We start from the raw sequence: 12335 nt of genomic DNA, 5'->3' as shown, positions 1-12335 counted from the left end.
AGGATGGGACTTTTTGGTGTCATGTATATAGGATATAGCGGGGTGTTAACCACTTCTATGGGGATGAACGTTTCTGCAGACAACATCTCTAACCTTAACACTACCGGGTTTAAAGGAGGGAGATATGAGTTTGCCAATGCCCTGGTAGAGGCTTATGGAGAAACTTTTAGGAAGGAAAAAGGGTTGGGAAGTAACGTAAAGGCTATAAGAACGCTTTTTAACCAAGGGGCTATCGTAACCACAGATTCTCCAACTGACCTTGCCATCTCTGGTAAGGGCTTCTTTGTGGTTTCAGACCAAAAAGGAAATATTTTTTATACTCGAGATGGACAGTTTTTTGTTAACCAGGTAGACGAACAACACTTGGCCTTACAAAACAGTATGGGACTTTACCTTTTGGGTTCAGATCCAGATGCAACTTCAGCCGATTTAACCAATCTTAAACCATATCTCATCCCTAAGGTTATGCCTCCTAAAAGCACCTCTAACATAGACCTTCAACTTATCTTCGATAGCACCAAACCTGTTGAACCTATAGACGATCCCCTTTGGCAAAGTTATGATGCAACCTCTTCTGATATAATAGAAAACCAGAAGTTTGACTACGTCTTTGATCTTTATGGTTATGATGCCTTTGGGAACAAGACTAACTTTAAACTTTATGTAGACCGCACTTCAAATCTTAATGAATATGAGCTTTTGTTTGCCCTGGAAGACCCCACCTTAGACGGAAGAGGTTCAGGGAAATATCAAGGGGCATTTCTGTATGGAAGGCTATATTTTGGAGGTAACGGAGATATAGTGGGGGCTAATTTTTGGGAGATAACCAACCCTTCTTCCTTTGACCCCACAGTTGACCCACCGATGGATTTAACCGCACTTGGTAGGCCACAGTTTCAGGTAAACATAGGAGGGGCTACCCACTCCATAACCTTAAATCTTGGTTTTAGAGTAGAACCAGACGGAAGTATAACGAGATTTGTTAACTCCAGTAAGCTTCAAGCTAATCCTTTTGCTCAGCTGTATTTTAACCAAGATGGCTATCCAATGGGAGTGTTTGACAAGATAGAGGTGATTACTGAAGAAGGTAAGGTGGTTGCCTGGTATACCAACAATAAGAACATAGAGGTTTCAAAGATCTTCTTGGCAGATTTTTCTGGTTATGAAGAAAATTTAATTAAGGTAGGAAACGGACTTTTTATGGCCAGAGAAGGTGCTCAGCCGTTTATCTTCTCTCCTGGGGTGTTTGAAAGAGGAAGACTTCTTTCTGGAGCCCTCGAAAACTCAAACGTAGATTTAGCTTCGGAGATGGTGAGTTTAATTACCTTGCAAAGGGCTTTTCAGAGCAATACCAGGGTGATAACCACCGCAGACCAGATGTTAGAAGATTTTTTAAGTAAACGATAAAAAAATCCGATAAAAATATAAGGGGGTGTTAATATGGGTTTGACCGATGCCTTGTTTACAGGAACAAGTGGATTAAGAGCCCTTGGCCATGGGATGAGTGTAATCGGAGACAATGTTTCTAATTTAAATACCACAGCTTTTAAAGGTGCCAGGATCTCTTTTAGCGATGTTATGGCACAAAGTATCAATACTGGGGCTGGTTCAGGACAACTTGGGAGAGGAGCAAGTATTCAGGCACTTTATCCGCTTTTTACTCAAGGGTCTTTTGAATCAACAGCTAACCCAACTGATATGGCTATAGCCGGAGCAGGTTTTTTTATCGTAAAAGATCCTAAAGGCACAGGAAACACCTTTTATACCAGAGATGGGCAGTTTGTGATAGATAAAGAGGGATATTTAGTTAATGCAGGTGGGTTAAGGGTGCAAGGATGGAGGATAGATGAGATAACTGGAGACATAACCGGTGCTATCACCGACATTCAAATAGACCGCTCTTCTCCTCCGGTTAAAACTTCCAAAATAGATGTTATCACAAACTTGGATGCAAGAGAGGAAACGAGAACCAAGCTTATTTTTTTAAGCGGAAATCTATACGACGACCCTTCAGACGGGAACTATACCTATTTCCCTCCTACAGGCTATTATGAAGTAGTAATAAGGGACGTAGACGGTAAAGACAATAAGATAGGAATAAGACTCGGGTATAATGCAGCAACCCAAAAATGGGCTTACGAAATTTATAATTTGGAAACCAATCAACCGATAGTTAGTGCGGTAGACAGCACCTCAACCAGAGTCTCCTTTGAGCTCCCTTCTACCAAAGAGGTGATAAGTTTTGACTGGAGCGGTGTTACCCATGTAAACGGTCCCAACGACATTAAGATGCCAGGAAGAACAGGAAGGATAGAACTGTCAGGTGATGTAGACCCAGATACCTGGGAATATATAGACTTTATTGCTCCTACTGATCCTCAGGTAATAGATGCTAACGGAACGCAAAGGAAGCTACGTGTTTATATAAGGTATGATAGTACGGATAGCAGATGGGACTACAGGGTTTTTGAAAATCCTGCCGCAACTCCAGCAACTAACCCTGATGACCCTACTCAAGAGACAGGGACCCTCCTTGTAAAAGGTGATAACTCGGATGAAACGAACATTTTCTTTTTTCTTGATGGAACCACTCAAAGGATCAACTTAGACTGGTCTAACTTAGGGTATGGTGGTGGTACACCAACTGCCACAGTGTTTACTTTACAGGAAACTGACACCCTTCTTTCATACTGGGATGCAAGACAGGATGTTCCTATACCTTCTACTGCCTATTCTTACAGAACAACCCTTACAGTTTATGATTCTCTTGGAACCCCACATGAGATTACGGTTTACTATAACCCTACCACCAAAGATAACGTTTACGAATTTTTGGTGGCTTGTAACCCTAATGAAGATATGAGAGATTTTACCAAAGATACTCTTCCTATGCAGTGGCAATACGAAGAAGGAACGATTACTCAAAAACTTCAAATACTTTCAGGTAATGTACAGGCTAAGAGTTTAAAAGGGGTCTTGATGTATGGTAGGCTTGAATTTGATAACCAAGGAAATGTAAAAAAGTTTTATGAAACTTACAGAGTGGATGCAAACACTGGGGCTTTAGTTCAGGTAGTAGATACCTCTGGTAATCCTGTTCCAGACCCGGTGGATAAATTTTCAGCCCTTGGTCCACATGGTTACCCCCTTATGATAGCCGACTTTTTGGGCATAGATTTTCCATATGATATTTACCCACCAAACTCGCAAGATCAAGGTCTTGTAAGAAATGACCTTCAGCAAATAGAATTAAACTTTGGATACTTTTTTAAAGACTCCTGGAGGTCTGAATCTGTAAGAACTACGCAATACGCAACCTCTAATGCCACCATTTTTTACGACCAAGACGGTTTTGGCCCAGGAGCTCTTGAAAGTATAACTGTAGACAACCAAGGTATTATCACCGGCAATTATTCTAACGGAAGGGTTATTCCTCTCTGGATGGTTTCTTTGGCAAACTTTAACGCTCCTGAAAGGCTCCAAAAAGTAGGGGGTAATCTCTTTAAAGAAACCACCCACTCAGGGCCTCCTGTGACAGGTAAACCAGGTAGCAATGGCCTTGGAACGATAGCTCCTAACTCGATAGAACAGTCTAACGTAGACCTGGGAGAACAGTTTGTAAAAATGATTATCTTTCAGAGAGGCTTCCAGGCTGATTCCCGTATCATCACCGTCTCAGATACTATGCTTGAAGAACTGATAAACCTTAAGAGATAATTTTTTGGTTCTCCCTGGGAAGGCTAACTAACCCTTCCCAGGGTATCTTTCTTTTTCCCTAATCTAACCCTTACATCTCCTAAATAAGATTGTTATCTATTGGTTAGATGAAGGCTCAAAGATTATAAAAAAATAATTTAAAAAACCTGTAAAGATGTCTTGACTTTTAGAGAAAATATATTATAATAATTCTTAAATAAAAAAAATAATAAGGAGGTTAGGTATGAAAAGTCTAAAGGGCACCCAGACAGAAAAGAACATTTTGACTGCCTTTGCTGGAGAGTCCCAGGCGCGTAACCGTTATACCTTTTACAGCTCTATAGCTAAAAAAGAGGGATTTGAACAGATTTCCTTTATCTTTGAGGAGACTGCTAACCAGGAAAAGGAGCATGCAAAAAGGCTTTATAAGTTTTTAGAAGGAGGAGAGGTAGAGATTACCGCTAAGTTTCCTGCAGGAAAATTGGGAAACACCCTTGAAAACCTGCTTCATGCAGCAAGTGGAGAAAACTATGAATATAAAGTAATGTATCCTACCTTTGCTAAGATCGCAAGAGAAGAGGGTTTTGAGGAAATCGCCAGAGTGTTTGAAGCCATAGCTATAGCTGAGCAGTTTCATGAAAAAAGATACCTTGCTTTAGCCAACAACCTGAAGGAAGGAACGGTTTTCAAGAAAAAGATAGAAGTCATCTGGAGATGCAGAAACTGCGGTTATATTCACAGAGGACTTGAAGCACCTGAAAAGTGTCCTTCTTGCGACCACCCAAGAGCCTACTTTGAATTAGTCTGTGAAAACTGGTAAAAATCTTTTAAATGGTTTAAAGGGGCGTTAACGCCCCTTTAAACAGATTACTTTTTAAACTCTATTCTTAACCCAAAGGTTTGAGGCCAGGCCTTTACCCCTTTTATTTCCTCGTATTCTTCGTCAAGAAGGTTTTTTCCCCATAAACTAAGGCCAACCCCGGTTTTAAACTGTTTTTTCAATTCCAGGTTTAAAAGGTATATCTCATTAGCTCGATAGGGTTTTCTCAGGTTGGCGCTAACGATCAAATCTATATCCCAGGGAAGTTTTGCATAAACCCCACCTACTAAGTTATGTCTTAGATAAGAACCCTGGTATCTGGCTGAACTTAGGTTTTTGGCTACCTGGTTTAAGTAGGTATAGCTTAGAAACGGTTTAATCCTGTTAAATGCTATGTTTAAGTCCATGGTAGCTCCCAAGGTTTTTAGTTCCTCTATGTTTTGAGCTTGAGTTATAGCTCCTACCTTTATCCAGTCTATGATGTCTTTCCCTGTTCTATAAAAAAGCGTTCCTGAAAGAGCAACGTGTGAGGTCTTATAATCAAAACCTATTTCTGAGTTATAGGCCTTTTCGTTAGAAAGACCAGGGTTACCCTTGGTATAAGGCGAATCATAGTATAGTTCTGTAAAGCTTGGAGCTCTATAGGAAAAACTAAAAGAGGCCCTGGTTTTTAGCTTAGGGTTGATCAGATAGGCAAGCCCTAAGTAGTAAGAAAAGAGGTCTTCATTCTTAGCCAGGCTGTCATATCGAACCCCAAGGCTTGGGAAAAATTTATCACTTATCTTCGGATATATCCAAAAATAAGCCCCTAACCCTTGTCTAACATGGTCTCCCAGCCTTGAGCTATCAAGGGTTTCATAAGAAGCCTCAACTCCAACCACATAGTCAGCAAGTCTTTTTTCTAACCTTAAAGGCAAGTTTGCCCTTAATACCTGAGATTTGTGCTGGTTTTTATAAAAGTCTGGATTATTGCGATCAAGAAGATAAGTATCATAATGGATTCTGTATAGCAGTGCAGGCTCAAAAAACCATGAATTTCCGTAAAAATTCTTTTTGGCTACAAAAAGATGGGTCCTTGTTTCTTCCCATTCTGTGTTGTATTTAGTGGTATAAAAATTTCTTGCCCCAAAGTCTTTTTCCTGAAAACCATAAAAAATTAGTTTACTTTGGTCTTTTACGTAGGTATTAAAAGTTCTTATGTCAAAATCTCGGTTCCAGATAAAACCGTTTGATTTCTGCTGAGAAAGATTAATTCCTAAAGGGGTGTTTCCTAATTCAAAACCTAAGCTACCTTTCATCTCCCATAGGTCATAGCTTCCGTATCCTCCTGATAAAAAAACTCCCTTTTCTGGCTTTTTGAGGTTAAAGTTGATGGCTCCACCAAAACCACCAGGGCCATAAAGGGCACTTGCTCCTCCTGCCAGCAACTCTACAGAAGAAAGCTCTTCTTGAGTGAAAGGAAGGTTCATAAGATGATGCCCTGTTTGAGGGTCAGAAAGTCTTATACCCTCAAAAACTACCAGATTTTGCTCAAACGTAGAACCTCTGATAGAAAGATCCTGCTGCACCCCAAACTCTCCTCTTTCTCTAAATTGCAAATTAGAAAACCTCTCAGGCCCGATCTTTAACTCCCAACCCTCTTTCAACACTTTTACCTCTTGAGAGACACGTTCAACCGTTTCAACACTTGCCGGGGCTGTAACCTTGACCTCCTCAAGAAAAACTGAGGTAATCTTTTCGCTGTTTTCAGCCTCTGCATTTGTGTTAAATAAAAACCACAAAACCCCTCCTAATCCTAAAATCCTGCCTATCCCCATCTTTGCCCCCATACCAAAGGAGATTTTGGTTTTTAGATAAAGGGTTTAAATTTCGTTAACCAAAAATTTAAAAAAGGTTAACATAAAAACATCAAAAGTCAACTTCTTAGGGTTGAATTTAAAAGGGGAAAGTAAAAAGATATGTTAGAAAAGGGTTAGAAGGTAACTTTTTTAAGGAAAATTTTGGGGTTAAATTAGACCCTAAACGTGAAAAAGTTTAAACAGGAGGAAGGGAATTTTTCCCTTCCTCCTGTTTTTATAAAAATAAAAGAGCTTTAACTTAAAGCTGCACGTCCTTTTTCTGTAAGCCTGTATTTTTCCCCTTCTGATGAGGTAATAAACCCAGCCTCTGTAAGTTCTCTTAGCGAACTTCTTACTTGAAAAAGGGGTCTTTTGGTTATTTCTGCTATTTCAGCAGGGGTAAGAGCCCCTTTTTCTTCTAACAACTTTAACAGCCCAAGAGCTCTTTCGCTAAGCCTTCCGTCAGGGCTTACACAACCTGTAGACATGTTTTTTTCCCTCTAACTCAGTTTTTTCTTGCAAAAATACCAGTCGATGTATTCATATCCCTGTTTAGCCCTGTTTACTGCCTCTTCATAGGAGGTTGGAGGAGGTACTATTACCTTTGTGTTCTCCTCAGTAAACTCCCAAACCTGAGGCTCAGGAACCCAGTTGGCAGGAGTGGCTACCCCATGCTTGTCAGCAGTTTGTAAGGCATCAATCAACCTTAAGATTTCTCTCATGTTTCTTCCTGCAGAAAGAGGATAGTAAATTATAGCCCTTATCTTACCGTTAGGGTCTATGATAAAAACAGCCCTTACGGTAGCGGTGGAACTTTCTCCTGGATGTAACATCCCATAAAGCTTTGCTACTCTACCATCAGCATCAGCTACTATAGGGAAGGGAATCTCTATTCCGGTTTTTTCTTTTAGGTTCATAGCCCAGGCGATGTGAGAGAACACGCTGTCTATGCTTAAACCTAAAAGCTGAACGTTTCTTTTGGCAAACTCTTCGTTCATCTGAGCAAAGGCTAAAAACTCGGTAGAACAAACTGGAGTAAAGTCTGCCGGATGGGAAAAGAACACCACCCACTGTCCTTTAAAGTCTTCTGGAAACTTGATAGGTCCCATCGTGGTCATAGCCTCAAAACTTGGAGCTTGGTCTCCAATCCTTGGCATACTGATTACTTCTTTTACCTCTTCCATAACCCACCTCCTGTAATTATTTTTAATTAAAACTAATTTTTAATAAGAATTATAATGCAGGATAAAATTTTGTCAAGGGGTAAAAATTCAAATACCCTAAAAATTTAAAATTTAAACATTCTAAAAAGACTTGACAAAATAAAAAATATGAGTAAATTGAGATTTAATTTCAATTGCAATTTTAAAAAGCAGGATGGTAAAAACAAACAGGAGGGTAGGTATGACAGTTGTGGTCGTAGGAGGGCACGATAGGTTAAAACCTTAGTTAGAAGAATATGCTAAAGAAAACCAGCTGAAACTCAGGTTTATTAACAGATGGTCTCCTCAAGCTCCTTATACCCTTTCATCAGCTGATTACATAATCATAATAACAGGATGTGTATCTCATGAGCTTGTTAAGCTTGCTAAAAGTTGCGGTAAGAAAAAATGTATCTTTTGCCGGTCCAAAGGTCTTTGTAGAATCAAAAAACTTATTACCCAGTTAAGGGTGCATGCCTAAATTTTTTTGTCTATTTATTGCAAATGAAATGCAGAATAAATTAAATAAGGGAGGTCAGACATGGTTGAGGGTTTAAAAGAAAAGGGATTAATCCCTTTAGCTCTTCTTAGAGAAGGAGAGCTTGGCAAAATCTATTCTCTTTCTTCAGACTTAAAGGTTGATTCTTGGTATACCTGTAGAGGTTGTGGTGGTGTTAAGTGTTGTCTAAGAGGTAAAAAAGATGTTGTTAACCAAAAGATTGGGTCTATGGGGCTTAAACCCGGGCAGGTAGTAGAGGTAAAACAAAACAAGCCAGGTAATCCTATTCTTCTTAGGGTAGAAGAAACTTTTATCGCGCTAAGCCGAAAACTGGCGATGAAAATAATGGTTCTTAAAACAAACCATAAATCATAGTTAAAAGGAGGGAGGCAGGGATGAGTATACGAAAATGTCAAAAATTTACCGTTTATCCCCTGTCTAACTTCCCATTAGGAGAATTGGCTGAGGTGATATGTATTTCTTCCTTTGACTTAAGCCTGAGGTTAAAAAGCATTGGCGTTCAGGAGGGAACTTTGGTAGAAATTATCCATCAGGACCCTTTTGGAGATAGGGTGGTAGTCAGGTTTAACGAAAGTAGAGTAGCTTTAGATAAAGCATTCCTAAAGTATATCTTGGTTAGACCGTTGAAAACCTCCTATGAGATGTTGAGAGATTTTGCAAGGGTTGACCAGTTGACAGGTCTTCTAACACGACAGTTTGCTGAAAATCTCTTAAGAAAAGAGTTAGCCAACCCACCGTATTGCTTGGTTTTAGCAGATGTGGATGATTTTAAAAGATTCAACGACACCTTTGGGCACCAAGCAGGAGATAGGGTTTTAAAAGATATCTCTCAAGTCATCAAAACCAACCTCAGGAAAACAGACCTGGCTGTTAGATGGGGTGGAGAGGAAATAGCCTTGTTATTAAAAAATACTACCCTTGAGTTAGGAAAGTTGATTGCCGAGCGTATAAGAAGGGCTGTGGCTAACCATGTTGTCTGGTGGCAGGGTCAACCTTTAAAAGTTACCGTAAGTCTTGGGATTTGTGGAGCTCCCCCGGTTAGACCCCTGGAACTACTTTTTGAAATGACTGATAAGGCCCTTTATCAAGCAAAAAGGTCTGGGAAGAACTCAGTTTCTGTTTGTGAGGAGTAGGGAAGATGTTGGCCAAACAGTGCCTTTATGACCCTGAAATCGTAGAATTATGTTGTCAGATAGAAAAATGTCAACCTCTGATGGTTACTGTTCATCAAATTTGTGAAGTCTTGACCAATCTCATGGAAAGTAAAGACCTGTATACCAAATACCACTCAGAAAAAGTAGCTGTGTTAAGCTACATGCTTGCTTTAGCCTTAGGGCTTCCTCCTAAACTGGCAGACCTTATTCATATAGCAGGACATCTCCATGATATCGGAAAGTTTGCTCTACCTGATGAAATCTTGAAAAAACCAGGTCCTTTAACACAGCAGGAGTGGAATATAGTCAAAAAACATCCAGTGATTGGGGCAGATTATCTCAAGGATATCAGGATTTTTCAAGGCAAAGGTGGGGTTATAGAGATGGTGCTTTATCATCATGAAAGATGGGATGGAAAGGGTTATCCTGCAGGTCTAAAAAAACGGGAAATACCTCTTGGAGCAAGGATAATAGCTGTAGCTGACGCTTTTTCTGCGATGACAGACAATCGCCCTTACAGAGAACCTTTAAGTTTCGAAGAAGCTTTGGAAGAACTCAAAAAAGGCTCAGGTTCTCAGTTTGACCCAGAAATAGTAGACATTTTTCTTAGCATGGAGGAAAGAATAAGGGGTTGGTTAGGTTTGATAACCAAATCTTAAAAGGAGGTGAAAACCGATGCCCAAACTTTCTAAGGTTAATTTAGGGAAGAGAGTTAAAGTAGTTTCTGTTGAAGGACCGCCATCGGTAAAACAACGCCTAAAGGAAATGGGTATAACCCCTGGGGTTGAGCTTCAAATAGTTAGGATTGCTCCTCTTGCTGACCCTGTAGATGTAGAAGTGCGAGGATATCATCTTTCTATCAGAAAAAAAGAGGCAGAGTTGATAGAGGTGGAGGTGATAGGATGAAAGAAATAAAGATAGCAGTGGTTGGTAATCCTAACACAGGTAAATCAAGTTTGATAAACGCCATTGCCAAGGCTAACCTTCAAGTTGGCAACTGGCCTGGGGTAACGGTAGAAAAAAAACAGGCAAAACTATCCTATAAAAATTATATTTTACACTTCATCGACTTGCCTGGTACTTACAGTTTAACCCCTTATACCGTAGACGAAACCATTACCAGAGATTTTCTCTTTCTTGAAGACTACGACGTTATTTTATGTGTGGTTGATACCACAAATCTTGAAAGAAACCTTTATTTTGTGGTACAACTGATAGAACTTGAAAAGCCTATGGTAATTGCCTTGAATATGTTTGATGAGGCAAAAAAACTTGGATATAAGGTAGACATAGAACTTTTACAAGAAATCCTTAAAGTAAAGGCAATCCCAACGGTAGCGGTGAAAGAACAGGGAGTTGAAGAAATTAAGGAGGCCTTGATCGAAGTCTTTGAAAGGGCAATCGTGCCAACTAAGCTTCCTTATGGAGAGGAGTTAGAGGATTTAATAAAAACGATTTTATACCGTATAAAAGCGGTAAAACCGGATTTAGAAAGGGTAAGCTTGGCTGTGGTTTTTAAGTTGTTAGAGGGAGAGGAGGATCTTTTAAAAAAGTTGGGTATTGAGCTTGATAGAAGAGAAATAGAAAACATCCTCAAACACATTAAGACAGTCCACGAGGTAGAGTTTAGTGATTACTTGCTTGATGTCAGGTATGGTTTAGCAACCGGGATTGCCAAAATGGTGCTTCAACGTCCAGAAATCAGACGGGAGACCTTTACAGAAAAGATAGACAAGATAGTTTTAAACAGGATCTTAGGTATACCTCTTTTTCTTCTGGTGATGTGGCTTTCTTTTAAGGTTGCGTTTGATGTAGCTAACCCTTACATAGATTTTTTGGACAAAGCTATAAATGAAGTTTTTAGAAAATGGATAGAGGCAGGGCTTTCCTCTGCAGGGATAACAGACTGGTTAATTTCCCTTATGGTGGATGGTATTTGGGTAGGAGTAGGGACTGTGTTGTCTTTTATTCCTATCATCGGGATGATCATGTTTATGATAACCTTTCTTGAAGCTACAGGTTATATGGCAAGGGCGGCTTTTCTTATGGATAGAATCATGAGATACTTTGGTCTTCAGGGAAAAGCTTTTATCCCTCTTCTTATGGGGTTTGGTTGTAATGTTTCGTCTGTATATGCTTGTAGAACTTTAGAACAGGAGCATGAGAGAAAACTTACGATGTTTATAGTTCCTTTTATGTCTTGTGGAGCAAGACTGCCAGTTTATGCTTTGTTTGTGGCAGCTTTTTTTGCAACTCACTCAGCAGCGGTGCTTCTTTTCATCTATCTGTTGGGTATAGCTGTAGCTCTTAGCCTTGCTGTTATTCTTCACAAAACCTATTTTAAGGGGGTTAGCGGACCTTTCATCATGGAACTACCGCCTTATCGTATCCCTACCCTTAAAAATCTTGCCATCCACACCTGGCTTAAGCTAAAACATTTTGTGGTCAAAGCAGGGACTTTGGTTTTGGCGTTTAATGTTCTCATATGGATGGCACTGAACCTTCCCTGGAAGCCTGAAAAACCTGAAGACTCAATCTTAGGCAAAACAGGACATCTGATAGCCCCTATTTTTAAACCTCTCGGTTTTGGAGATTGGGCAAGTAGTGCCAGCCTTTTGGCAGGGTTTCCTGCAAAAGAGGTTATAGTTTCAACGATGGCACAAATTTATGGTGGAGATGTTGAAGATAATCCCCAAGAGGAACTTTCTTTTAAAGAAGACCTTAAAGAATTGATTTTGCTTTTTGCTGAAAAAACAAAAGAAGTAGGGGTTAATCTGATCTCTACTTTTAGGATCGTTACCCTCACGGCAGAGGTATCAGAAGAAGGTACAGGTATTTTATCTGAACTTCAAAATAGGTTTACCCCTGCTTCAGCTCTTTCTTTTATGGTTTTTGTACTCCTATATTTTCCATGCATGGTTTATGCAGCAACCGTGAGGATAGAAGCAGGATCCTTTAAGTTCGTTTGTCAGATAATTTTGGTTACCTTTATCGTTGCCTGGATAGTATCTTTTGTAGTTTATCATCTTGCAAGGTTAATTTTATAAAAATTATTTTTATGATAAAGGTGGCACAACTTTAAAGTTTATGTTAAAATTGTAAAAA

General features: G+C 39.6%; 11 protein-coding genes and 1 pseudogene. 9 read left to right on the top strand and 3 right to left on the bottom strand.

Translation table 11 applies throughout. From position 1 onward, the window contains the following. The first annotated feature begins 3 nt into the window (after positions 1 to 3). The 3 genes from HL41_RS05840 to rbr all read left to right on the top strand — a co-directional run bounded on the left by HL41_RS05840 (position 4) and on the right by rbr (position 4516). On the top strand, positions 4 to 1407 hold the full coding sequence (locus HL41_RS05840; RefSeq protein WP_038060157.1) for a flagellar hook protein FlgE: 1404 nt from the start codon (positions 4 to 6) through the stop codon (positions 1405 to 1407). Positions 1408 to 1440: 33 nt separating this feature from the next. Next, on the top strand, positions 1441 to 3717 hold the full coding sequence (locus HL41_RS09090) for a flagellar hook-basal body complex protein (protein ID WP_051754535.1): 2277 nt from the start codon (positions 1441 to 1443) through the stop codon (positions 3715 to 3717). A gap of 223 nt (positions 3718 to 3940) precedes the next feature. Then, positions 3941 to 4516 (top strand): rubrerythrin, encoded by a 576-nt coding sequence (gene rbr / locus HL41_RS05830; protein ID WP_038060158.1) that lies wholly within the window; start codon positions 3941 to 3943, stop codon positions 4514 to 4516. Between the two features lie 47 nt (positions 4517 to 4563). Here the strand turns inward: rbr and HL41_RS05825 are convergent, their stop codons facing one another. The 3 genes from HL41_RS05825 to HL41_RS05815 all read right to left on the bottom strand — a co-directional run bounded on the left by HL41_RS05825 (position 4564) and on the right by HL41_RS05815 (position 7538). Further along, positions 4564 to 6333: a TonB-dependent receptor plug domain-containing protein gene (locus tag HL41_RS05825; protein ID WP_038060159.1), complete on the bottom strand. Its 1770-nt coding sequence runs from the start codon at positions 6331 to 6333 to the stop codon at positions 4564 to 4566. Between the two features lie 275 nt (positions 6334 to 6608). Further along, positions 6609 to 6842 carry a helix-turn-helix domain-containing protein gene (locus HL41_RS05820; protein ID WP_038060161.1) on the bottom strand — a complete coding sequence of 78 codons (234 nt, stop codon included), beginning with the start codon at positions 6840 to 6842 and terminating at the stop codon, positions 6609 to 6611. A 12-nt stretch (positions 6843 to 6854) separates the two neighbouring features. Next, a complete protein-coding gene (locus tag HL41_RS05815; protein WP_038060162.1) occupies positions 6855 to 7538 on the bottom strand; it encodes a peroxiredoxin in 684 nt (227 codons plus the stop codon). 283 nt (positions 7539 to 7821) lie between these two features. Here HL41_RS05815 and HL41_RS10000 point away from each other — a divergent pair. The 6 genes and pseudogenes from HL41_RS10000 to feoB all read left to right on the top strand — a co-directional run. Beyond that, positions 7822 to 8037: pseudogene (locus tag HL41_RS10000) on the top strand (DUF2325 domain-containing protein); the annotation flags it as partial. Between the two features lie 60 nt (positions 8038 to 8097). Next, entirely contained in the window at positions 8098 to 8430 is a 333-nt protein-coding gene (locus HL41_RS05810; protein WP_038060163.1) for a FeoA family protein, read from the top strand. A gap of 20 nt (positions 8431 to 8450) precedes the next feature. Beyond that, the gene (locus tag HL41_RS05805) at positions 8451 to 9209 is read left to right on the top strand and encodes a GGDEF domain-containing protein (RefSeq protein WP_051754534.1); all 759 of its coding nucleotides are present in this window, start codon (positions 8451 to 8453) and stop codon (positions 9207 to 9209) included. 5 nt (positions 9210 to 9214) lie between these two features. Continuing rightward, positions 9215 to 9889, top strand: coding sequence for an HD-GYP domain-containing protein (locus HL41_RS05800; protein WP_038060164.1), 675 nt, complete (start codon positions 9215 to 9217; stop codon positions 9887 to 9889). 16 nt (positions 9890 to 9905) lie between these two features. Further along, the gene (locus HL41_RS05795) at positions 9906 to 10136 is read left to right on the top strand and encodes a FeoA family protein (protein WP_038060166.1); all 231 of its coding nucleotides are present in this window, start codon (positions 9906 to 9908) and stop codon (positions 10134 to 10136) included. After that, on the top strand, positions 10133 to 12277 hold the full coding sequence (gene feoB / locus HL41_RS05790; protein ID WP_038060167.1) for a ferrous iron transport protein B: 2145 nt from the start codon (positions 10133 to 10135) through the stop codon (positions 12275 to 12277). Before HL41_RS05795 ends, feoB begins: the two co-directional genes overlap by 4 nt. Positions 12278 to 12335 lie beyond the last annotated feature (58 nt).

The organism is Thermodesulfobacterium commune DSM 2178, assembly GCF_000734015.1.
In the GTDB taxonomy this organism is placed as follows: Bacteria; Desulfobacterota; Thermodesulfobacteria; order Thermodesulfobacteriales; family Thermodesulfobacteriaceae; genus Thermodesulfobacterium; species Thermodesulfobacterium commune.
The sequence above is the reverse complement of the archived record's forward strand: the minus strand, read 5'-3'. Positions and strand labels throughout refer to the sequence as shown.

Coding starts and splice junctions, on each gene's coding strand:
- rbr (WP_038060158.1), top strand. CDS start 3,941: ATGAAAAGTCTAAAGGGCACCCAGACAGAAAAGAACATTTTGACTGCC.
- HL41_RS05820 (WP_038060161.1), bottom strand. CDS start 6,842: ATGTCTACAGGTTGTGTAAGCCCTGACGGAAGGCTTAGCGAAAGAGCT.
- feoB (WP_038060167.1), top strand. CDS start 10,133: ATGAAAGAAATAAAGATAGCAGTGGTTGGTAATCCTAACACAGGTAAA.
- HL41_RS05795 (WP_038060166.1), top strand. CDS start 9,906: ATGCCCAAACTTTCTAAGGTTAATTTAGGGAAGAGAGTTAAAGTAGTT.
- HL41_RS05840 (WP_038060157.1), top strand. CDS start 4: ATGGGACTTTTTGGTGTCATGTATATAGGATATAGCGGGGTGTTAACC.
- HL41_RS09090 (WP_051754535.1), top strand. CDS start 1,441: ATGGGTTTGACCGATGCCTTGTTTACAGGAACAAGTGGATTAAGAGCC.
- HL41_RS05810 (WP_038060163.1), top strand. CDS start 8,098: ATGGTTGAGGGTTTAAAAGAAAAGGGATTAATCCCTTTAGCTCTTCTT.
- HL41_RS05800 (WP_038060164.1), top strand. CDS start 9,215: ATGTTGGCCAAACAGTGCCTTTATGACCCTGAAATCGTAGAATTATGT.
- HL41_RS05805 (WP_051754534.1), top strand. CDS start 8,451: ATGAGTATACGAAAATGTCAAAAATTTACCGTTTATCCCCTGTCTAAC.
- HL41_RS05825 (WP_038060159.1), bottom strand. CDS start 6,333: ATGGGGATAGGCAGGATTTTAGGATTAGGAGGGGTTTTGTGGTTTTTA.
- HL41_RS05815 (WP_038060162.1), bottom strand. CDS start 7,538: ATGGAAGAGGTAAAAGAAGTAATCAGTATGCCAAGGATTGGAGACCAA.